The organism is Streptomyces sp. NPDC048751 (assembly GCF_043198595.1).
Classification (GTDB): domain Bacteria; phylum Actinomycetota; class Actinomycetes; order Streptomycetales; family Streptomycetaceae; genus Streptomyces.
The window spans coordinates 870,546-891,096 of the sequence record NZ_JBICUX010000002.1; the positions used below are offsets into that span (position 1 = coordinate 870,546).

The following is a 20,551-nucleotide window of genomic DNA, read 5'->3' on the forward strand; positions in this document are numbered from 1 at the left end:
CGGCGAGCGTATCCCAGGGGAATCGAACAGTCCTGTGATTAACGATCGTGCGCTCTGGGGGACCAGCAGGATCAGGACGTGACGCCGCCCTGCTTCTTCAGCAGTGCCTGGAAGTCCTCCGTGTCACCCGCCGGAGGCTCCTGCGCGGAGACCTTCACGCCGTAGTCGCTGTAGTACGCGGTCTGGGTGAGCTCACCGGTCGCCATCTCCCCCTTCTCGATCTTCTTGACCAGCAGGTCCTGGTCGTTGACCCAGATGTCGATGGTCTCGGTGCTGACCCCGGCCTGTTCCAGCTGCTTCCGCAGGGCGGCGAGCCGGCTCGCGCCGAGGTCGGAGTTCTTGGCGGCGAGGTCGGCGACCTTCACCGTGCCCGCGTAGTGGGTGGTGCGCACGCCGCGCACCGTCTCCTCGCCGACCTTCTGCACGTCCCCGGAGGCCAGCAGCAGCTTCACCGACTGGTTGGGCGTGGTGTTCTGCATCTGGTCCTTGAGGTACGCGCCGGAGCTGCCGGCGAGCTTCTCCAGGTCGTCGTACGCGTACCGGATCCAGTGCTTGCCGCCCGCCTGCTGGGCGAACCTCTCGCCCATCTTCGCGTAGTAGGCGTCGGGCAGATAGCGGGCCTCCATCGAGGTGGTGCCCAGCTGCTTGCGCATCGTGTCGGCCACGGTGCCGCCGGTGTACGTGAGGGTGAGGTCGCCGCCCAGGCCGTCGCTCCAGGAGAGGGCGCCCTCCGCCTTCAGGGACATCACCGAGCCCATCACGGTCGTGGCCTCGACCTTGGCGGAGTCGGCCTTGTCCGTGGACTGCTCGGCGGAGCGCAGGGCGGCTATCGGGCTGACGCGGGTCGTGCCCTTGCCCGCCGCCTTGCCCTCGTTCTGCTTGCCGCCCGTGTCCGAGCCGCCGGAGGACGAACAGGCGGCCAGCCCGGTCAGCGCGGCCGCCACCGCGATCGACAGGGCCGCGCGGCGCGCACTCGTGCTCTTCATTTTTCCCCCACCCCTAAGCGATTGCTGTGGTCGCACGCTAACCCGGGGCACTGACAGCCGTGTCCCCAGGGCCACACAGGAGCGCACAAAGAAAGGGACGGGCCCCGCACCTCGAGAGGTTGCGGGGCCCGCCCTTGCTGACGCGTTCCGAACGCGGCTACCGGGGTGAGCGCGGGGCTCAGACGGCGGCCGGGTCCTCCTCGACGAGGAGGTTACGGGTGCGGTTCGGGTCGACCGGGATGCCGGGACCCATGGTGGTGCTGACGGCGGCCTTCTTGATGTAGCGGCCCTTGGCGGCGGACGGCTTCAGACGGAGGATCTCCTCCAGCGCGGCGCCGTAGTTCTCCACCAGCTTGTCGTCCTCGAAGGACGTCTTGCCGATGATGAAGTGCAGGTTCGAGTGCTTGTCGACGCGGAACTCGATCTTGCCGCCCTTGATCTCGGTGACGGCCTTGGCCACGTCGGGGGTGACGGTGCCGGTCTTCGGGTTCGGCATCAGACCACGCGGACCGAGCACGCGGCCGAGGCGGCCGACCTTGCCCATGAGGTCCGGGGTGGCGACGACGGCGTCGAAGTCCAGGCGGCCCTTGGCGACCTCGTCGATCAGTTCGTCGGAGCCGACGATGTCGGCGCCCGCGGCCTCCGCGGCCGCAGCACGGTCACCGGTCGCGAAGACCAGGACCCGGGCGGTCTTACCGGTGCCGTGCGGAAGGTTCACGGTGCCACGGACCATCTGGTCGGCCTTGCGCGGGTCGACACCCAGACGGAAGGCGACCTCGACGGTGCCGTCGAACTTGGTCGTGGAGGTCTCCTTGGCGAGACGGACGGCCTCGAGCGGGGCGTAAAGCTTCTCCCGGTCGACCTTGGCGTCCGCAGCGCGGAGAGACTTGCTGCGCTTGCTCACTACTGCTCCTGTGTGTTCTGAAGGAGTCGTGGTACAGGCCGAGCAGGCCCTTCCACGTGCGGCCGGAGCCGCTTTTCTACGAAGGTGGGGGTCAGCCCTCGACCGTGACGCCCATGGAACGCGCGGTACCGGCGATGATCTTCGCGGCGGCGTCCAGGTCGTTGGCGTTGAGGTCGGGCAGCTTGGTCTGGGCGATCTCGCGGACCTGCGCCTCGGTGATCTTGGCGACCTTGGTCTTGTGCGGCTCGCCGGAGCCCTTCTCGATGCCCGCGGCCTTGAGGATCATCTTGGCGGCCGGAGGCGTCTTGGTGATGAAGGTGAAGGAACGGTCCTCGTAGACCGTGATCTCCACCGGGATGACCCAACCGCGCTGCGACTCGGTCGCGGCGTTGTAGGCCTTGCAGAACTCCATGATGTTGACGCCGTGCTGACCCAGCGCGGGGCCGACCGGCGGAGCCGGGTTGGCCGCACCGGCCTGGATCTGGAGCTTGATGAGCCCCGTGACCTTCTTCTTCTTGGGAGGCATAGCTCTCCGGGTCCTTTCGATTCGAGTGCGCCCTCGCCCAGGTCGCGTCCCGGATGAAGGCATACCGCACAACGATAACGGGTATAGGTGCGCGGCCAAAAACCGAGCAGGTCAGGCAAACTTCGAGCGTTCGCCTGACCTGCTCGGAAGCGGTGGGTCCAGTAAGAGTCAGTTCTTCTGGATCTGGTCGAAGCTCAGCTCGACCGGGGTCTCGCGACCGAAGATCTCCACGAGGCCCTTGACCTTCTTCGAGTCGGGGTTGATCTCGTTGATGGTCGCCTGGAGCGTGGCGAACGGGCCGTCGGTGACGGTGACCGAGTCACCCACCTCGAAGTCCAGCACCTGGACCTCGACCTTGCGCTGCGGAGCCGGCTTGCCCTCGGCCTCGGCGGCCTCGCGGGCGGCCTTCTCCTCGGCCTCCGGGGCGAGCATCTTGACGATCTCGTCCAGCGTCAGCGGGTACGGGTCGTAGGCGTTGCCCACGAAGCCGGTGACACCCGGGGTGTTGCGGACGACGCCCCAGGACTCGTTGGTCAGGTCCATGCGCACCAGGACGTAGCCGGGGAGCTTGTTCTGGCGGATGGTCTTGCGGTCGCCGTTCTTGATCTGGACGACCTCTTCCTGCGGCACCTCGGCCTGGAAGATGTAGTCCTCGACGTTCAGCGAGACGGCGCGCTGCTCGAGGTTGGTCTTCACACGGTTCTCGTAGCCGGCGTAGGTGTGGATGACGTACCACTCGCCGGGCAGGGTGCGCAGTTCCTCGCGCAGGGCCTCGATGGGGTCGACGGGCTCGGACTCCTCCTCGGGCGCCTCTTCCGCGGCGACCTCGTCCTCGTCCTCGTCCTCGTCGCGCTCGTCGTGGTCCTCGTCCTCGTCCACGACGGTCAGGGCGGCCTCCTCGGCCGGCTCCCCCGCTTCGGCCTCGGCAGCCTCGAACTCGTCCTGCTCGTCCTGCTCGTCCGCGCCCTCGACGATGTCGAGCTCGTCATCGACCGACTTGTCGGGCTCGATGGCGTCGTTCAGGTTCGGGTCAGACACGATGGCTGCTTCTTCCTGGATACATAGGGGTGGAACATGCGAAAAGGGGCGCCGGGTACCTCGGCGCCCTTCGCTCTAGGCTCAGCCGAAGACGTACTTGGCGGCGTGGCTGAGTCCATAGTCAATCACGGTCACAAGGCCGATCATGATGACGACGAAGACGATCACAACAGTCGTGTACGTCGTCAGCTGATTACGCGTCGGCCAGACGACCTTGCGAAGTTCAGCGACAATCTGACGATAAAAGAGCGCGAGGCGCTTCAGCGGGCCCTTCTTGGCGCGCTTGCCGCCCTTACGAGCCTTCTTCTTGGACTCGGGCGCCTCGTCCTGGGCATCAGGCGTATCGATGGAGCCCACGGCGTCCGCCATTCGTCCTCACCTGTTCCCGGGTCGTGGCCGTGCCGCGCCCGGTCTGAGCCGCACGGCGGTGCATTGCTGTACGTACATGCGCACACATCCTGGCGAAGGTGTGTGTAGCAGGGCCGGAGGGACTTGAACCCCCAACCGCTGGTTTTGGAGACCAGTGCTCTACCAATTGAGCTACGACCCTTTGTGTGTCCCCAACGTACCGCATCCGACCGAGTGCTCGGTGTGCACCGGTTGTGGCACGGCTGCTGGAGGCCAACGAGGTGAGAGTGTACGTGTTCCTGAGCGCCTCGTCGAACAGAAAGTGCCCGCCGGGGCCCCGCGACCGGAAGATCGGCGGGCGGGCGGGGCAAGATCGCCCAGGCCACTGCCCGATTTCCGGACACTTGTTCAGGACCTGGTCCGATGCTGTTCAGTCTGTGAAACCCCCGTGCCGGGGGAGTTTCCGGTCTGAAACGATGGGCCGCATGAGCGCTGCAATCCCTCCCACCGAGCGCCGGGTCTCCGCCCGCATCGGCGCGATCTCCGAGTCCGCCACCCTTGCCGTGGACGCCAAGGCGAAGGCTCTCAAGGCCGCCGGGCGTCCGGTGATCGGCTTCGGCGCGGGTGAGCCCGACTTCCCGACGCCCGACTACATCGTCGAGGCCGCCGTCGAGGCCTGCAAGAACCCCAAGTACCACCGCTACACCCCGGCCGGGGGCCTGCCCGAGCTGAAGGCCGCGATCGCCGCGAAGACCCTGCGCGACTCGGGCTACGAGGTCGACGCCTCCCAGGTCCTGGTGACCAACGGCGGCAAGCAGGCCATCTACGAGGCGTTCGCCGCGATCCTCGACCCGGGCGACGAGGTCATCGTCCCGGCGCCGTACTGGACGACGTACCCGGAGTCGATCCGTCTCGCCGGCGGTGTCCCGGTCGAGGTCGTCGCCGACGAGACGACCGGCTACCGCGTCTCCGTGGAGCAGCTGGAGGCGGCCCGCACCGAGAACACCAAGGTGCTGCTCTTCGTCTCCCCCTCCAACCCGACCGGCGCGGTCTACACCCGCGCGCAGATCGAGGAGATCGGCCGCTGGGCCGCGGAGAAGGGCCTGTGGGTCCTGACCGACGAGATCTACGAGCACCTGGTCTACGGCGACGCGGAGTTCCACTCCCTGCCGGTGGTCGTGCCCGAGCTGGCCGACAAGACCATCGTGGTCAACGGTGTCGCCAAGACGTACGCGATGACGGGTTGGCGGGTGGGCTGGGTCATCGGCCCGAAGGACGTCGTCAAGGCCGCGACGAACCTCCAGTCGCACGCCACGTCGAACGTCTCCAACGTGGCCCAGGTGGCCGCCCTGGCCGCCGTCTCCGGCGACCTGGACGCCGTGGCGAAGATGCGTGAGGCCTTCGACCGGCGCCGCAAGACGATCGTTCGGATGCTCAACGAGATCGACGGCGTGGTCTGCCCGGAGCCCGAGGGCGCCTTCTACGCCTACCCCTCGGTGAAGGGGCTGCTCGGCAAGGAGATCCGCGGCAAGCGCCCCGCGGACACGGTCGAGCTGGCCGCGCTGATCCTGGAGGAGGCCGAGGTCGCGGTCGTCCCCGGTGAGGCGTTCGGCACACCGGGCTATCTGCGGCTGTCGTACGCCCTGGGTGACGAGGACCTCGTCGAGGGCGTGAGCCGGATCCAGAAGCTGCTGGCGGAGGCGAAGGCCTGAGGTCTCCCGGCTTTTCCGGAGGGGGCACACCTGAACGTCGAGGTGTGCCCCCTGTCGTTTGTGCGAGCAAGACCACGTTCGGGGAAAGAGCTACCGGCACGACGGCGACGTACGGCAGGATCTTCAGATGGAGCGTGTACGTGATGTCTCTGACCTGCCGAAGGCCCATCTGCACCTGCACTTCACCGGCTCGATGCGGCCCGGCACCGTGCTGGAACTGGCCGACAAGTACGGCGTGCGCCTGCCCGACACGCTGACGGAGGCGCTGACGAGCGGGGAGCCGCCGAAGCTGCGGGCGACGGACGAGCGGGGCTGGTTCCGCTTCCAGCGCCTGTACGACGCCGCCCGGTCGTGCCTGCGGGAGCCGGAGGACATCCAGCGCCTGGTCCGCGAGGCCGCCGAGGAAGACGTACGGGACGGCTCGGGCTGGCTGGAGATCCAGGTGGACCCGACGTCGTACGCGCCTCGGCTGGGCGGTCTGATCCCCGCGCTGGAGATCATCCTGGACGCGGTGGAGACGGCGTCCCGCGACACGGGCCTGGGCATGCGGGTCCTGGTGGCCGCGAACCGTATGAAGCACCCCCTGGACGCCCGCACGCTGGCCCGGCTGGCCGTGCGCTACGCGGACCGGGGCGTGGTCGGGTTCGGGCTCTCCAACGACGAGCGCCGGGGCATGGCGAGGGACTTCGACCGTGCCTTCGCGATCGCGCGGGAGGGCGGCCTGCTGTCCGCGCCGCACGGCGGCGAGCTGACCGGCCCGTCCTCGGTCCGCGACTGCCTGGACGACCTGCACGCGCACCGCATCGGCCACGGCGTACGGGCCGCGGAGGACCCGCGCGTTCTGAAGCGCCTGGCGGAGCGGGGCGTGACATGCGAGGTGTGCCCCGCGTCGAACGTGGCCCTGGGCGTCTACGAGAAGCCCGAGGACGTCCCCCTGCGCACCCTCTTCGGGGCGGGCGTCCCCCTGGCCCTCGGCGCCGACGACCCCCTGCTGTTCGGCTCCCGTCTGGCCGCCCAGTACGACATCGCCCGGCGCCACCACGGCTTCACCGACGAGGAACTCGCCGAACTCGCCCGCCAGTCGGTACGGGGCTCGGCGGCGCCGGAGGACGTGAAGAACAAGCTGCTGGCGGGCGTGGACGACTGGCTGGCGCAGCCGGTGTGAGGACTGACCGGCCTCAGAGGCTGACGCCGACCGTCACGGGTTCGTTGACCAGCGTGATCCCGAACGCCTCGCGCACCCCGGCGACGACCTCGCGGGCCAGCGCCAGCAGGTCCTCGGTGGTCGCCTCGCCCCGGTTGGTGAGGGCGAGCGTGTGCTTGGTGGAGATGCGGGCGGGGCCGCTGCCGTAGCCCTTGGTGAAGCCCGCCTTGTCGATCAGCCAGGCGGCGGAGGTCTTGGTGTGCCCGTCCCCGGCCGGGTAGGCGGGCGGTTCGGCGTCGGCGCCCAGGCGCTCCTTCACGCGCGCGTGGAAGACGGCGAAGTCGGCGTCGGTGAGGATCGGGTTGGTGAAGAACGACCCGGCCGACCAGGTGTCGTGGTCCTCGGGGTCCAGCACCATGCCCTTCCCCGCGCGCAGCTTCAGCACGGTCTCGCGGGCGTCGGCGAGCGGCACGCGGTCGCCGGGCTCCACGCCGAGCGCGCGGGCCGTCTCGGCGTACCTGAGGGGCGCCGACAGCCCGCCCGCGTCCTCCAGCTCGAAGCGGACGCGCAGGACGACGTACCGCTCGGGGTCGGCCTTGAAGCGGCTGTGGCGGTAGGAGAAGGCGCACTCGGCGTTAGTCAGGGTGACCGTCTCGCCCGCGCGGCGGTCGTAGGCGATCACCTCGGTGATCGAGGAGGAGACCTCCTGGCCGTACGCCCCCACGTTCTGGATCGGCGTCGCACCGGCCGAACCGGGGATGCCGGCCAGGCACTCGACGCCGGCCAGCCCCGCCTCGACGGTCCGGGCCACGGCGTCCGTCCACACCTCGCCGGCCGCGATTTCCAGACGCGTGCCGACGAGCTCGAACCCACGCGTGGCGATGCGCAGAGCGGTCCCAGCGAAGCCCTTGTCCCCGATCACCAGGTTCGAGCCGCCCCCGATGACCAGCAGCGGTGTCCCTGCCGCGTCGGCCTCGCGCACGGCGTCGATCACCTCGGCGTCGGTCGCGGCGGTCAGCAGCCGGGTCGCGGGCCCACCCAGCCGGAAGGTGGTCAACGGAGCGAGAGGGGCATCGTGGAGTTCCAACACGGGCCCAAGACTACGAGACGCCACTGACGGCACCGGCGCCGCGGACCTCCGAGAAACAGGCGAAGGCGCCGGGAAAACAGCGAAGGCAAGGAGGTCGGTCACTCCTTGCCACTCTCAACGTATAGCGCGCCGGGGGGCTTGCGGCAAGGCCCCGGTCGTACCGGAGAATCACCGGCCGAAGCCAGGACCTGCGAAAACAAAGGGGGGTCGGGATGATCGACGTCATCATCGCGGGCGGTGGACCGACCGGCTTGATGCTGGCCCGCGAGTTGCGGCTGCACGATGTGCGGGTGCTCGTGCTGGAGAAGGACACGGAGCCGCCCGCGTTCGTCCGCGCGCTCGGCCTGCATGTGCGCAGCATCGAGGTGATGGACCAGCGCGGTCTGCTGGAGCAGTTCCTGGCGCGGGGCCGGCAGTTCCCGGTCGGGGGTTTCTTCGCCGGCATCGAAAAGCCCGTGCCCGAGCTGGACACCGCCCACGCCTACGTCCTCGGCATCCCGCAGCCCGTCACCGACCGCCTGCTGGAGGAGAGTGCCGTCGAGCTGGGCGCCGAGATCCGGCGCGGCAGCGAAGTGGTCGGGCTGAGCCAGGACGACGACGGCGTGACCGCGGAGCTGGCCGACGGCACGCGGCTGCGTTCACGCTTCGTCGTCGGCTGCGACGGCGGCCGCAGCACGGTGCGCAAGCTGCTCGGCGTCGGCTTCCCCGGCGAGTCGACCAGGGCCGAGACGCTGCTGGGCGAGATGGAGGTGGGTGTGCCGCCGGAGACGGTGGCCGCAGTGGTGGCCGAGGTCCGCGAGACCCAGAAGCGGTTCGGCCTCGGGCCCTTCGGTGAGGGCGTGTACCGCGTCGTCGTGCCCGCCGAGGGCGTGACCGGGGACCGCTCGGTCCCGCCGACCCTCGATGAGGTCAGGCAACAGTTGCGGAAGTTCGCCGGCACCGACTTCGGTGTGCACTCACCGCGCTGGCTCTCCCGCTTCGGTGACGCCACCCGGCAGGCCGAGCGCTACCGGGTCGGCCGGGTGCTGCTGGCCGGGGACGCGGCGCACATCCACCCGCCGGTCGGCGGGCAGGGGCTCAACCTCGGTATCCAGGACGCGTTCAACCTGGGCTGGAAACTGGCCGCCGAGGTGGGCGGCTGGGCACCGGAGGGGCTGCTGGACAGCTACCACGACGAACGGCACCCGGTGGCCGCCGATGTGCTGAACAACACCCGCGCGCAGATGGAGCTGTTGTCCACCGAGCCGGGCCCCCGGGCGGTGCGCCGACTGCTGTCGGAGCTGATGGCGTTCGAGGAGGTGAGCCGGTACGTGACCGAGAAGATCGTCGCGATCGGGGTCCGGTACGACTTCGGCGAGGGTCACGAACTGCTCGGCAGGCGGATGCGGGACGTGGAGCTGAAGCGGGGGCGCCTCTACCAACTGATGCACGCCGGCCGCGGCCTGCTGCTCGACCAGACCGGCCGCCTCTCGGTGGCGGGCTGGGAGGACCGGGTCGACCACGTCGTCGACGTCGGCGAGGACCTGGGCGTGCCCGCGGTGCTGCTGCGGCCGGACGGCCACGTGGCGTGGGCCGGTGAGGACCAGCGGGAGCTGCTCGACCGACTGCCCCGGTGGTTCGGCGCCGCCGCCGGCTGAGCGGGCGGGAAGAGCCGCCCCACGCGCGCGTAGGGCTGCAAGAGGGCGCCCCGCGGGGCGCCCTCTTGCGCACGCGGGCCCGTCGTCAGGCCAGTCGCACAACCGCCCGGGACATGCCCAGGACCTTCTGTCCGTCGCTCGTCGCCGTCAGGTCGACCCGCACGGTGTTGTCGTCGAGCTTGGCACCGACCTTGCCGGTGACCTCGATCACGGCGCCCTTGTCGTCGTTGGGGACGACGACCGGGCGGGTGAAGCGGCAGCCGTACTCGACGACGGCGCCCGGGTCCCCGGCCCAGTCGGTGACCACGCGGATCGCCTCGGCCATGGTGAACATGCCGTGCGCGATGACGTCCGGCAGCCCGACCTCCTTGGCGAACTTCTCGTTCCAGTGGATCGGGTTGAAGTCCCCGGAGGCGCCCGCGTACTGGACGAGGGTGGCGCGGGTCACGGGGAAGGTCTGGGCAGGCAGCTCGGTGCCGACCTCGACCTCGTCGTAAGCGATCTTCGCGGTCATCGCGTCCTCACGCCTCCTCGGCCGCGCGGGCCACCAGCTTGGTCCAGGCGGTCACGACGTGCTCGCCGGCCTCGTCGTGGACCTCGCCCCGGATGTCCAGGATGTCGTTGCCCGCGAGGGACTTGATCCCCTCGATGGTCGAGGTGACCGTGAGCCGGTCCCCCGCGCGCACCGGGCGGACGTAGGCGAACTTCTGGTCGCCGTGCACCACGCGGCCGTAGTCCAGGCCGAGCTGAGGGTCCTCGACGACCTGCCCCGCGGCCTTGAAGGTGATCGAGAAGACGAAGGTCGGCGGGGCGATCACGTCGGAGTGGCCGAGCGCCTTGGCGGCCTCCGGGTCCGTGTACGCGGGGTTGGTGTCCCCCACCGCCTCGGCGAACTCGCGGATCTTCTCCCGGCCGACCTCATAGGGATCGGTGGGCGGGTAGATCCGCCCCACGAAGGACTGGTCGAGCGCCATGGCTCGGCACCTCCTGGTTGCTCTGCGTTGCTCTACTGACCGGTATGGGTCGCTCAACGACGCGAGGCCGCCCCCGATCACTCGGGGACGGCCTCGTGTACGAGCCTGTTTTATCGCGTTTCGCGGTGCGCGGTGTGCGCGTTGCAACGCGGGCAGTGCTTCTTCATCTCAAGACGGTCCGGGTTGTTACGCCGGTTCTTCTTGGTGATGTAGTTCCGCTCCTTGCACTCCACGCAGGCCAGCGTGATCTTCGGGCGGACGTCGGTGGCAGCCACGTGAGTGCTCCTTGACGAACGGATAGGACTGATTCAACACAAAAAAGAGTAGCCGATCGAAGGACCGACCCCACAATCGGCTACTGCATGTAGCGGTGACCGGACTTGAACCGGTGACACAGCGATTATGAGCCGCTTGCTCTACCGACTGAGCTACACCGCTGCGGTGGGATCGAGCCCCGTCTCGCGACGGGAACCTCTCTCACCAGAGCCCCAATACGGAATCGAACCGTAGACCTTCTCCTTACCATGGAGACGCTCTGCCGACTGAGCTATTGGGGCGAGCGATGAAGACATTACACGCTCGGCAGCCGTTCACCCAAATCCGTTTCGCGCTGGCCGTCGGGGGTCCTTCCCGGGCCTCCCAGCGGCCTCGGACGCCCCTCGGACACGGGCGGCCACACCGGTACGACTATTGCGCTCCTCCCCGACGGGAGCGGGATGCCGCCCTAGGCTCGACTCACTCTGCGTGATCTTGAGTTCCTCGCACAGCCCGAGCACCTGGAGCCCGATGCCCGACAGCAGGCCGCAGCCGTCGCCCCCGCCGGGCCGCCCCTCCGAACCCGCCCTCCTGCTGTGCGGTGCGCGCCTCACCGACGGCCGGACCGTGGACGTACGGCTGGGCGGCGGGCGCATCGAGGCGGTCGGCACGGCGGGCAGCCTGGCGGGCACTACGGCGGCGGGGACGGCCGTGGGCGGCGGCGCGCGGGTGGACCTGAGCGGTTATCTGCTCCTGCCGGCTCCGGCCGAGGCGCACACCCACGCCGACACCGCGCTGTCCGCCGACGCCGACGGACCGGTCTCGTACGCCCCCGAGGACGTCCAGCTCCGGGCCACGGAGGCGGCGCTGCTGCAACTCGGGCACGGGGCGACCGCGCTGCGTGCGCACGTGCGCGTGGGCGACGTCCAGGGGCTCGGCGCGCTGGCCGCCGTCCTCGAGGCGCGGCGTTCGCTGCGGGGGCTCGCCGAGGTGACGACGGTGGCCGTGCCCCGGGTGCTGACCGGGGTGGCCGGAGCCGACGGGCTGGCGGTGCTGCGGGACGCGGTGAAGATGGGCGCCTGTGTGGTGGGGGGCTGTCCCGACGTCGACCCCGATCCGGCGGGCTATGTGGAGGCCGTCCTGGAGGTCGCCTCCGAGCAGGGCTGCCCCGTGGACCTGCACACCGACGCCGACGACCCGGCCCGCCTCGCCCGCCTCGCGGCGATGGCCGGCGGGCTGCGCCCCGGTGTCACGCTCGGCCCGTGCGGTGGCCTCGCCCGGCTGCCCGTCGACATGGCCTCCCGCACCGCCGACCAGCTCGCGGCGGCCGGGGTGACGGTGGTGTGCCTCCCGCAGGGCGGCTGCGGGGGCGCCGAGGGCCGCGACACGGCACCGGTGGGGCTGTTGCGCGCGGCCGGGGTACGGGTGGCGGCCGGCAGCGGCGCCCTGCGGGACGTCTCGAACCCGGTGGGCCGAGGGGACCCGCTGGAGGCGGCCTACCTGCTCGCCTCCCGCCACGGCCTACGGCCGGAGGAGGCCTACGACGCCGTCAGCGCGTCCGCGCGGGCGGCACTGGGCCTGCCCGAGGTCCGCGTCGAGGCGGGTTTTCCCGCCGAACTCCTCGCGGTGCGCGGCGACCGGCTGGCGGGCGCGCTGTCCCTCGCGTACAGCCGGATCGTGGTCCACCAGGGGCGCGTGGTGGCGCGGACGAGCGCGGTCCGGGAGTACTGCGACTCGGCGACGGCCACGGAGTTGGGGTTGCCGCGGCAGGGGCGGGGCAAGCCCTCGTAGGAGCGCGCAGGTCAGGGCGCCATACCCCTGGGGCGGGGCCGGAGTGGTGGGGCGGATGCGGCCGTCCGGGCGTACGGTCGAAGGCATGCGCATTGTCATCGCTGGTGGTCATGGTCAGATCGCGCTGCGGCTGGAGCGGCTGCTCGCCGGGCGTGGGGACGAGGTCGCGGGGATCATCCGCAAGGCCGAACAGGGCGGCGACCTGCGGGAGGTCGGCGCCGAACCCGTCGTACTGGATCTGGAGTCGGCCTCGGTCGAGGAGGTCGCGGAGCGGTTGCGGGGCGCGGACGCGGCGGTGTTCGCGGCGGGCGCGGGCCCGGGCAGCGGGGTGACCCGCAAGGACACCGTGGACAAGGGTGCGGCCGTGCTGTTCGCGGACGCGGCGGTCCGGGCGGGCGTACGCCGCTTCGTGATCGTGTCCTCCATGGGCGCGGACCCGGAGCACCGGGGCGACGAGGTGTTCGACGTGTACCTGCGCGCCAAGGGCGAGGCCGACGCGTACGTGCGGGCTCAGGACGCCCTGGACTGGACGATCCTGCGCCCCGGCGCGCTGACGGACGACCCCGGCACCGGCCTCGTCCGCCTGGAGGCGCACACGGGCCGCGGCTCGGTCCCGCGCGACGACGTGGCCGCCGTACTCGCGGAGCTCGTCGACACCCCGGCGACGACCGGTCTGACCCTGGAGCTGATCAGCGGGTCGACGCCGGTGTCGGTGGCGGTGAGGTCGGTCGCGGGGAACTGAGCATGACGACCGTGCCGGCCGCGCGGGAGGACATGCTGCGCCGCATGTACGAGGTGTTCTCGACGGACGAGCGGGACACCTTCGTCGTGCGGTGTCTCGCGCCCGACGTGGACTGGCCCAACGTCCTGGACGGCACCCGGCTGCACGGCCGGGAGGCGGTACAGGCGTACTGGGCACGGCAGTTCGCCGCCGCCCATCCCCTCGTACGACTGGAGGGCCTGCGGCTCGACCACGACGGCGAGGCGGTGGTGGCGACCGTTCGGCAAGGGCTGCGGACCGCGGACGAGGAGCACTGGGCCGGCACGGTGGAACACGTGTACCGCTTCGGCGCGGACGGGTTGGTGACCCGGATGGACGTACGGACGGTGTCCTAGGGCAGCCGGCTCAGAACAGCGGCAGCTGCCCGGGAAAGTCCGGCACGACATGGCCGTCCAACGACGGCTGGACCGCGCCCAGTTGGGCCTGCCTGCGGGAGCCGGGGCAGGAGGTCAGCGTCCCGTCCTCCCGCGCGCCCGGCGGGTCGTGGCGTGCGAAGCGGCCTGCGACGACGGCGATCTCCCGGCGACACTCGGGGCAGTTCCTGCGGCGGGACGACATACGTCCGTCAACTCCTTCGCTACGGGGGCCGGTCGAACGGCTTCCACCGTCCCGATTCTCCCCTCTGCCCCCTCATTCCCCTCTCTCCGCCGCTGTGGTGGCCCTCTCCTCCGGCGGTGGTCACTGCTGGCGCGATCGCCCCGGTCGGGCCGACACGCCCGCTCACGGACCCATGCTCGGCGCGCGAAAAGGCGCTCGATTCCTTAGGATCCGACCACGTGGCACACACTTTCGAAGAACTCGTGGAGAAGCAGCGCACGGCCAACGAGGCCCACGTGCGGGTCGTGCAGCTGCGGGACACGTTCGGGGCCCCCACCGCGGAGCCGTGGACCAAGGAACAGACCGACACCTACGAGACCGCGTGGCGGGCGTGGCGCGACCTGGCACGGGACGTGCAGTCCGCGGTGACCGAGTACGCCAAGGACGAGGGGAAGCTGCGCCACGACGTCGAGGCCGACGTGAAGAAGGCGGCACGGGCGGGCGCGGACGAGCCGACGGCGGAGGAGTAGCCGACGGCGAAGGAGCGGCCGACTGGACAGGCGTTCGACCGTGGCTTGAATGCATACCGCCGGGCGGACGGGACCGAACTATGATCGACGGCAACATCGCGTGTCGGTCACCGGCTGGGTGAGGCATGGAGGTGTCGGGACATGCCCATGGAGGCATTCCTTGTCAGTCGAGTTGAACCACACGATCGTCCACGCCCGGAACAACCGGGAATCCGCTGAGTTCTTCGCGGACCTGCTGGACCTCGAGATCACCACCGAGTGGGGCCCGTTCATCGCGGTCGCCCTGAGCAACGGCGTCACCCTGGACTTCGCCACGATCCCCGCGGAACACATCACCCCGCAGCACTACGCCTTCCTCGTCTCCGAGAAGCAGTTCGACGCGGCGTACGCACGGATCAGGCAGCAAGGCATCGAGCACTACGCCGACCCGCACAAGAAGCAACCGGGCACCATCAACCACAACGACGGCGGCCGCGGCGTCTACTTCATGGACCCCACCGGCCACGCCATGGAACTCATCACCGTTCCGTACGGCGGCCGGCCCGCGTAGCCGCCCAGCTCCTCAGCCCCCTCGGGCGATCACCCTCGAACATGAAGAGACCCCCTCTCCTCCGCGTCTCCGCAGAGTAGAGGGGGTCTCCCCAAAGTGGCGGCGCCAGGATTCGAACCTGGGAAGGCGAAGCCGGCAGATTTACAGCGGGCCGACGGTTCTGGCTGTGAGCAGGGAATCTCTCGATTTCCCTCGCCTCTGGGGGACACCTGGGGGAAACCGCCCCTCAACGATCTCCCAGCCCGCTATTCGACAGCGGGGAAGGGGGCACCCCATGCGCGCTCCGTCAGCTCACCCCACACACCGGGAGCCACCGTGCGTGGGTCCACAGCCCCACTGGGGGCTGAAGTCTTGTACAAGCCGTCTGGCTGCTCAGACCGGTCATGCTCCTTGACCCAGAAGACGCGCCGCACGAACTTGCCAGGAACCTCCCCGCTTGGGGCATCGGTGCGGAGTACGGCGTAGCCCACTCGCCGGCCGGGACCGTTCCACGGCACGGGGGCGCTGCGACTGGACACAGAGCGCGCCACGGACTGCCGGACGTAGTCGAAGCCCTCGACATCTCCGGACCACACGATGCGCTCCTCATGCTCTAACGCGGAACGATCCTCTTGCACGTGCCCTCCCAAGGGCTCTGGGCATCCAAGCTTCTTGCCTAACTCTCATAGGTCGCTGCAACGGCTTTCAAGAGCGCCGCCGAGGTAGACATTGATCTCCAGCCTGAGCTGCGCAGATGCCTCAGATTCCCACCCCGCCCGCCGCATTGGCCCACACATAGCCCACGGCTCCCCCTCCGCGACGACGGAGCCACTACGGCGCAGACGCGAGACGGAGATCATCGAGCCGCCGGCCCGCGCCCTCAGCGGCTCACCACGCGCCGCAGCGCGGCGGCTGCCTGGTCAAGCTGGAGCAAGCAGCACACTTCAAAGATGCGGCTTGACGCAAAAACTAAAGTGACACATCATGATCCTCGCAAGCAGTAAAGTCTGCCTGCGATCTGTTGCCGCTCTAGGAGGTGGCCGCGTGCCGCTGCACAGCTCTAGGTTCGACGACCTCATCGGCCCGTCCGCCCCGCTAGTGCGGCGCCACGTGATCTGGGCCCTGCGGAAGGGCAACCAGGAAGCCATCGCCGCTTACGACTTCAGCGAATACAGCGACGGGCACACATGGGGCACCAATCGCTGGCGCTTTTGCATCGGCGCCCTCAAGGACAAGAGGGCACTAGCGACGCTGCCCGACGCGCGGCCCCTACGGCTCAGCAGCACTTTCATGCTTTCCATGGGGGGCACTGTCCTCTATCCGGTGTGCTACGCCAATGACGCCACCGCCGACGTGCGCGAAATGAAAGTTCGCAGCTCGCGTATTCGCAGGGAACTTTTCTCCGCCTATGGGCAGCTTGCGCCTCAGGTACAAACGGCTTTGGCAATTAGCGATGGCGTTGAGGGGCCTGAGTGGTCGATCGAAGAGATGCCTGAAGAGCCGGACTTGCTCCCTGATCAGCCCACAATGCTATTGCTGGCTTACGCGAGCAATCGCAATGCGGGATTGCTGAGCTGTCACGTCGGCGAAGCCCAGCTCACCCCTAACGGTAGAGTGGACTGGAAGTGGCTGGAGTCGCTCCCGACCGCTGACCCTGGACAATCGGGGCAGGACGGGCAGTCCGGAGCTGGCCCGTCCCCTGTCGGTCCTCCCAGCTCCGGCGGGCCTCGCTTCGACTCTGCCGACCTATACGAAATCCCCATGGAGGACGCGGATTCGTCCGCCGCCGACAGCAATGACTGATGAGCGCTCACTGACTCTGGCCAAGGTCGTTCAGCTTGACGTAGCCGCCGCCGTGGCGGACGCCTTCGACGGCGCCCGCCTCACTCAAGCGCGGCGGCTGCGTGGCTGGACGAAAAAGGAGCTGGCCGGTCGCATCGATGTAACACCGGCTGCTGTCGGCCAGTACGAGGCAGGTGCAATTCGACCCCGCCCTGAGCAAGTCAGGCGAATCGCCGAGATTTTTGACTGTCCAGCTTCTTTCTTTGCGGCCGGAAGGCCTCGTGCCGCCCTGGACACAGGCGGCGTTCACTTCAGATCGCTGCGTTCGGCGCCAGCGCGGGAGAGAGAAAGGGCGCTCGCGTTCACTGAGCGATTGTGGGAGCTGGCACATGAGCTTGAAGCATATGTACGCCTGCCTCCAGTTAATCTTCCTGGATGGGATGGCGGAGAGATCGCCCATAATGCACTGGACGAACCAGCAACGGCAGCCCATGCGCTGCGTGCGCAATGGGGACTCGGCGAGGGGCCGGTTCCACACATGGTTCGACTCCTGGAATCCCGGGGGATCATTGTCACCATCTTGCCATATGTGAATGCCGATAGCCGTAAGCTCGACGGCTTCTCGACCTCGCGACTGCCACGGCCAGTAGTGATTCTGAACGAAGAACGCAATGATGTGTACCGACATCGTTTCAGTGCAGCCCATGAACTCGGTCATCTAATCCTGCATGGCGACGCACATCCCGGGGACATTCATCATGAACGACAGGCCGACACATTTGCGGCAGAATTTCTAACTCCAAGCCACTCGATTGCCGCCTCCCTTCCCAGTCGCGTCGATTTCACTGCGCTGTCAGATCTTCAGCAGTCATGGGGTGTTTCACTGGATTCGCTCTTGGTGCGATGCCGCGAACTCGGGCTTCATAGTGATGCCACAAGTTCGCGTGCCTGGCGACGCCTCAAGACCCTCAGGAGTCAGGGGCTGCTACCAAGTACTCCAGTCGAAGGTTTCCCTGGAGAAATTCCCGTTATGCTACAGCAGGCCTACCGAATCGCCCAGCGAAAAGGGGCAACTGAGAAGCAACTGGCCGATGCGCTGCACTGGAATGCTGAGGATGTCCAGGCGCTACTACACCTCGGGGACCCACGTCCGGCGCTGCACCTGGTGTGAGATTGCCAGATTCATCGGGCACTCTCATCACTGCTGAATCGTTCGCCACATTCGGCAACCACCCCTCTATCCGACCAGGTGTAAAGAAGGCAGCGAGGGGTATCGTCCCCACACCAAAGAAAGGGGGGGGGCATGCCCGAGACTGGCGAGACAGGAAGTAGCGGATTCGGTGGCAGGGTAGTTGGCGGAGCGGCCAAGTCCGTAATGACCGATCTTGCGATCGACCTCGCCAAAGATTGGTACAAGGAGCTTAAGGCGAGGAAGCAGATCGTGCGCCTTTTCCGTGAGGCATGCACGGATGGGGGCATCTCTCTTCGAACGGACGTCACGGATATCACGGTAGCAAGCCTTCGATTTAGGTGGTCCGAGAAGCAATTGGATTACACGAAGGATGTCTATCACCGAGTTGAGGTGATCAAAGAGGACGCCCCGGGAGACGATCCCCACCGAGTGCGAGTATTCCGGTACTTCACGGGAGAAAACAGGGGAGGGTTCATCCTTCGATTCATATCGGATACCCCTAAAGGTGGCGTCCGCTGGCCACCCTTCGTCTAGCAGGGCAAAGCGACGGAAAGCAGCAACCAATGGCGTTGTATAGCCTCGCGCTTCGCGAACGATTGAGCACTGCTAATCCGCCCGTCAAGGGATCACTGCTCCTCGTACAGCAGGTCGCAGATAGCTTGCTGTGACCAGTAGCCAGCCGCGCCCGGGCAGGCCGCTACGTAGGAAGCCACCGCGTCCGTGTCCCAAGCTTCGGCTGACAACAGTCCTGCGGCCAAGAACCGTACGTAGGCCGGGGAGGGCGGAACCCAGGGCACGTCATCCATCCCCCACGGTGCGGTGAAGGTCAGCACAGGCAAGCCGTCAACCTGACCAGCACAGACCAAAGTTTCGTACCGTCCCTCACCCAGTACGGCCCGCCCCTCCGTCAGCACCTCGACCAGGTCGAGGTTTGCTCCGGGTCCCCTGTACATCTCCTGGGCGGCAATGTCGAAGAACTGGTCGGTAGTCACCAAATGGGCTCTAGCGAGCACACGACCATTCGAGTGCGGGTCATAGAAGGCCCTACCGCCACCCCACACAGGTGACTCGGTGGCGAAGTACATGGCGCCGTTCAGTTCGACTGGGATCGACCGGTGTGGCATCGCCGGATTCCGGCACCCGGGGTACTCCCTCGCCGCACCGGGAGGGCGGCCCCCCCGGATGTAGCACGCGAGCCGATCAAGGTGCATGTTGGAGCCGTAGGACGTGTACCAGACCTGCTCTGGGAACTGGTCAGTCGGCAACGTCGGATCGATGCTGTTCAAAGCCTTCACGCTGGCTTGCTCCTGATGCACGTGCTCACTCGGCAGAAACGTCGTACCTGATGACATGACGATCTCCCGGAAGAACCGTGATCATTACTCGTAGGGGGCGGTCATTCTCGTCGTAGCCGGTACGCATGTGCACGGCCACAGGAGTGGCGGAGGGCAGTGACAGTTTTTCGATCTCTGCGCGGGTCGGCATGCGCACGGTGATCTCGTCTCGATAGCGAGCCTGGACAAGGCCAACGCTGGCAAGCACGCCGCCGGGGGCTGATACGTCCTCCGGCAGCATCAGCGGCGTGCCTCGCACCAACTCCTCAGGGAAGTACGAGTCAGCCAAGGCGTAAGGGTCCTGGTCAACTATGCGGACGCGCTCCCGTACGACCGTCAACGCGGTATCGGGATCCAGACCCAAGCGTTCCGCGATCTCGGCCGGCGGACGCCGGATCGATACGCGCACCTCTTGCCGGGGCTGACGACCACTTTCAGCCACGATGCTGGCCCACTGGTCGCCTTGATCGTCTGTCTTGTGTCGAGCCCGCGATTCCAGGACTGACCAGTCCCAGATGGCCGGGGTCAAGCTGCGGCGGACGAAGCTTCCTCGCCCCTGACCAGCAATGATGAGCCCTTCTTCGGTCAGTCGACGCAACGCGAGCCGCACCGTGTTCCGGCTCGCCTCGTACTGCTCGACCAACTCAAACTCCGTAGGGAGCTGTTGACCAGGCTCAAGCTCCCCCCGCTCGATCTGTCCGCGCAGGTCATCCGCGATCCGGTGGTACCTCGGGCGCTGCTCCCGCACCGTGCCTCCCACTAGTTGGCTGACTTGTGCCAACAACATACGCCTATCGCCTTGACGGCCCCAACAGCTTGAGGCAACACTCGGGGCATCGGTTGTTGGTACAACACCACCAACACCGACGAGTCAGTCTTTATGCCAGGCAGGGTTACTGCGGCTCGCCGTAAGCCTCTGAGCTGGTCGTTCCTTAAGAACTCAACAGAGCGTCAAGTTCGACGGGGTGCGACTCCCCGTCCCCGTAGCGGCTGGGTGAAGGCCGCTGGCGGCCACTTTCTCGCGTGCCAGCACTGGAGAAACGCCAAGGGATCGGTGGGAACCGACCTCTTGCGCGCCACCTTGCATGCGCCGCCCTGCTGGCGTCAGAGCAGTGACGATGACGCACCCGAATCTCCCGGCTCGGGGCCGGTGCGCCGTGGCAACGGCGCACCGGTGAAGCCGTGCCCCTGCGATTTGCGGGAGGTCGGTCGTGAACCGACGACATACCTAGGGCCGCCACGGGTGTCGAACCAAGCCCGCGGCCACGCCCGAGCCTTACAAAGCCCCTCCGATGCGCGCGGTGCCCCCGAGCTCTCGACGGCACGAATCGCGCATGGAGGACGTGTCGCAGCGTCGCCGGCGCTGCGGCCGGTTGCCTCCTCCGCCCGTCCGTCCACGCGTTCTTCGTGGTGGTCGTACGGGCGGGGTGCAGGGAGCCGAAAGTTCCGGCTTCAACGGCG

24 protein-coding genes and 3 tRNA genes are annotated in these 20,551 nt (G+C 68.0%); 11 read left to right on the plus strand and 16 right to left on the minus strand.

Annotated elements, in window-relative coordinates:
- Positions 1 to 71: 71 nt before the first annotated feature.
- From ACGFNV_RS10990 to ACGFNV_RS11015, 6 genes are all read right to left on the minus strand, one after another.
- On the minus strand, positions 72 to 986 hold the full coding sequence (locus ACGFNV_RS10990; protein WP_393621265.1) for a hypothetical protein: 915 nt from the start codon (positions 984 to 986) through the stop codon (positions 72 to 74).
- A gap of 178 nt (positions 987 to 1,164) precedes the next feature.
- Positions 1,165 to 1,890 (minus strand): 50S ribosomal protein L1, encoded by a 726-nt coding sequence (gene rplA / locus ACGFNV_RS10995; protein ID WP_393621267.1) that lies wholly within the window; start codon positions 1,888 to 1,890, stop codon positions 1,165 to 1,167.
- A 91-nt stretch (positions 1,891 to 1,981) separates the two neighbouring features.
- Complete coding sequence (gene rplK, locus ACGFNV_RS11000; protein WP_003998857.1) at positions 1,982 to 2,416, minus strand: 50S ribosomal protein L11; 435 nt, start codon at positions 2,414 to 2,416, stop codon at positions 1,982 to 1,984.
- A 168-nt stretch (positions 2,417 to 2,584) separates the two neighbouring features.
- On the minus strand, positions 2,585 to 3,454 hold the full coding sequence (nusG, locus tag ACGFNV_RS11005; RefSeq protein ID WP_393621269.1) for a transcription termination/antitermination protein NusG: 870 nt from the start codon (positions 3,452 to 3,454) through the stop codon (positions 2,585 to 2,587).
- Between the two features lie 81 nt (positions 3,455 to 3,535).
- Positions 3,536 to 3,823 (minus strand): preprotein translocase subunit SecE, encoded by a 288-nt coding sequence (gene secE, locus ACGFNV_RS11010; protein WP_133927707.1) that lies wholly within the window; start codon positions 3,821 to 3,823, stop codon positions 3,536 to 3,538.
- A gap of 108 nt (positions 3,824 to 3,931) precedes the next feature.
- Positions 3,932 to 4,004: transfer RNA gene (locus ACGFNV_RS11015), tRNA-Trp, on the minus strand.
- Between the two features lie 283 nt (positions 4,005 to 4,287).
- Here ACGFNV_RS11015 and ACGFNV_RS11020 point away from each other — a divergent pair.
- Together ACGFNV_RS11020 and ACGFNV_RS11025 are read left to right on the plus strand one after the other, a co-directional pair.
- Positions 4,288 to 5,514 carry a pyridoxal phosphate-dependent aminotransferase gene (locus ACGFNV_RS11020; protein ID WP_393621271.1) on the plus strand — a complete coding sequence of 409 codons (1,227 nt, stop codon included), beginning with the start codon at positions 4,288 to 4,290 and terminating at the stop codon, positions 5,512 to 5,514.
- Between the two features lie 127 nt (positions 5,515 to 5,641).
- Positions 5,642 to 6,679, plus strand: coding sequence for an adenosine deaminase (locus ACGFNV_RS11025; RefSeq protein ID WP_393621272.1), 1,038 nt, complete (start codon positions 5,642 to 5,644; stop codon positions 6,677 to 6,679).
- A 13-nt stretch (positions 6,680 to 6,692) separates the two neighbouring features.
- Here the strand turns inward: ACGFNV_RS11025 and ACGFNV_RS11030 are convergent, their stop codons facing one another.
- Positions 6,693 to 7,748 (minus strand): UDP-N-acetylmuramate dehydrogenase, encoded by a 1,056-nt coding sequence (locus ACGFNV_RS11030; RefSeq protein WP_393621274.1) that lies wholly within the window; start codon positions 7,746 to 7,748, stop codon positions 6,693 to 6,695.
- 212 nt (positions 7,749 to 7,960) lie between these two features.
- Between ACGFNV_RS11030 and rox the strand changes: the two genes are divergently transcribed.
- Positions 7,961 to 9,385, plus strand: coding sequence for a rifampin monooxygenase (gene rox, locus ACGFNV_RS11035; RefSeq protein ID WP_393621275.1), 1,425 nt, complete (start codon positions 7,961 to 7,963; stop codon positions 9,383 to 9,385).
- Between the two features lie 85 nt (positions 9,386 to 9,470).
- On the opposite strand, the gene ACGFNV_RS11040 is transcribed toward rox, so the two are convergent.
- The 5 genes from ACGFNV_RS11040 to ACGFNV_RS11060 form a co-directional block, all read right to left on the minus strand.
- The gene (locus ACGFNV_RS11040) at positions 9,471 to 9,899 is read right to left on the minus strand and encodes a MaoC family dehydratase (RefSeq protein ID WP_393621277.1); all 429 of its coding nucleotides are present in this window, start codon (positions 9,897 to 9,899) and stop codon (positions 9,471 to 9,473) included.
- 7 nt (positions 9,900 to 9,906) lie between these two features.
- Positions 9,907 to 10,359 carry a MaoC family dehydratase N-terminal domain-containing protein gene (locus ACGFNV_RS11045; RefSeq protein WP_393621279.1) on the minus strand — a complete coding sequence of 151 codons (453 nt, stop codon included), beginning with the start codon at positions 10,357 to 10,359 and terminating at the stop codon, positions 9,907 to 9,909.
- Between the two features lie 110 nt (positions 10,360 to 10,469).
- Complete coding sequence (gene rpmG, locus ACGFNV_RS11050; protein ID WP_003948671.1) at positions 10,470 to 10,634, minus strand: 50S ribosomal protein L33; 165 nt, start codon at positions 10,632 to 10,634, stop codon at positions 10,470 to 10,472.
- A gap of 90 nt (positions 10,635 to 10,724) precedes the next feature.
- A tRNA-Met gene (locus ACGFNV_RS11055) sits at positions 10,725 to 10,797 on the minus strand.
- A gap of 46 nt (positions 10,798 to 10,843) precedes the next feature.
- Positions 10,844 to 10,916, minus strand: a tRNA-Thr gene (locus tag ACGFNV_RS11060).
- A gap of 229 nt (positions 10,917 to 11,145) precedes the next feature.
- Between ACGFNV_RS11060 and ACGFNV_RS11065 the strand changes: the two genes are divergently transcribed.
- The 3 genes from ACGFNV_RS11065 (at position 11,146) to ACGFNV_RS11075 (ending at position 13,521) form a co-directional block, all read left to right on the plus strand.
- Positions 11,146 to 12,405, plus strand: a complete 1,260-nt coding sequence (locus tag ACGFNV_RS11065) for an amidohydrolase family protein (protein ID WP_393621281.1) — start codon at positions 11,146 to 11,148, stop codon at positions 12,403 to 12,405.
- 85 nt (positions 12,406 to 12,490) lie between these two features.
- Positions 12,491 to 13,147, plus strand: a complete 657-nt coding sequence (locus tag ACGFNV_RS11070) for an SDR family oxidoreductase (protein WP_393621283.1) — start codon at positions 12,491 to 12,493, stop codon at positions 13,145 to 13,147.
- A 2-nt stretch (positions 13,148 to 13,149) separates the two neighbouring features.
- Entirely contained in the window at positions 13,150 to 13,521 is a 372-nt protein-coding gene (locus ACGFNV_RS11075; protein WP_393621284.1) for a nuclear transport factor 2 family protein, read from the plus strand.
- A 10-nt stretch (positions 13,522 to 13,531) separates the two neighbouring features.
- Here ACGFNV_RS11075 and ACGFNV_RS11080 read toward each other — a convergent pair whose 3' ends face one another.
- Positions 13,532 to 13,744 carry a hypothetical protein gene (locus tag ACGFNV_RS11080; RefSeq protein WP_393621286.1) on the minus strand — a complete coding sequence of 71 codons (213 nt, stop codon included), beginning with the start codon at positions 13,742 to 13,744 and terminating at the stop codon, positions 13,532 to 13,534.
- Positions 13,745 to 13,962: 218 nt separating this feature from the next.
- Between ACGFNV_RS11080 and ACGFNV_RS11085 the strand changes: the two genes are divergently transcribed.
- The gene (locus ACGFNV_RS11085) at positions 13,963 to 14,253 is read left to right on the plus strand and encodes a hypothetical protein (protein WP_393621287.1); all 291 of its coding nucleotides are present in this window, start codon (positions 13,963 to 13,965) and stop codon (positions 14,251 to 14,253) included.
- A 160-nt stretch (positions 14,254 to 14,413) separates the two neighbouring features.
- On the plus strand, positions 14,414 to 14,803 hold the full coding sequence (locus ACGFNV_RS11090; protein WP_393621289.1) for a VOC family protein: 390 nt from the start codon (positions 14,414 to 14,416) through the stop codon (positions 14,801 to 14,803).
- Between the two features lie 245 nt (positions 14,804 to 15,048).
- Here ACGFNV_RS11090 and ACGFNV_RS11095 read toward each other — a convergent pair whose 3' ends face one another.
- The gene (locus tag ACGFNV_RS11095; protein WP_393621291.1) at positions 15,049 to 15,420 is read right to left on the minus strand and encodes a DUF6009 family protein; all 372 of its coding nucleotides are present in this window, start codon (positions 15,418 to 15,420) and stop codon (positions 15,049 to 15,051) included.
- 406 nt (positions 15,421 to 15,826) lie between these two features.
- Here ACGFNV_RS11095 and ACGFNV_RS11100 point away from each other — a divergent pair, with 406 nt between their 5' ends.
- From ACGFNV_RS11100 to ACGFNV_RS11110, 3 genes are all read left to right on the plus strand, one after another.
- A complete protein-coding gene (locus ACGFNV_RS11100; RefSeq protein WP_393621293.1) occupies positions 15,827 to 16,585 on the plus strand; it encodes a hypothetical protein in 759 nt (252 codons plus the stop codon).
- On the plus strand, positions 16,578 to 17,735 hold the full coding sequence (locus ACGFNV_RS11105; RefSeq protein WP_393621295.1) for a helix-turn-helix domain-containing protein: 1,158 nt from the start codon (positions 16,578 to 16,580) through the stop codon (positions 17,733 to 17,735). Before ACGFNV_RS11100 ends, ACGFNV_RS11105 begins: the two co-directional genes overlap by 8 nt.
- Positions 17,736 to 17,867: 132 nt before the next feature.
- Entirely contained in the window at positions 17,868 to 18,290 is a 423-nt protein-coding gene (locus ACGFNV_RS11110) for a hypothetical protein (RefSeq protein ID WP_393621297.1), read from the plus strand.
- 92 nt (positions 18,291 to 18,382) lie between these two features.
- Here ACGFNV_RS11110 and ACGFNV_RS11115 read toward each other — a convergent pair whose 3' ends face one another.
- Complete coding sequence (locus tag ACGFNV_RS11115) at positions 18,383 to 19,051, minus strand: histone deacetylase (RefSeq protein ID WP_393621298.1); 669 nt, start codon at positions 19,049 to 19,051, stop codon at positions 18,383 to 18,385.
- A gap of 25 nt (positions 19,052 to 19,076) precedes the next feature.
- Positions 19,077 to 19,877, minus strand: coding sequence for a GntR family transcriptional regulator (locus tag ACGFNV_RS11120; protein WP_393621300.1), 801 nt, complete (start codon positions 19,875 to 19,877; stop codon positions 19,077 to 19,079).
- Positions 19,878 to 20,551: the final 674 nt, after the last annotated feature.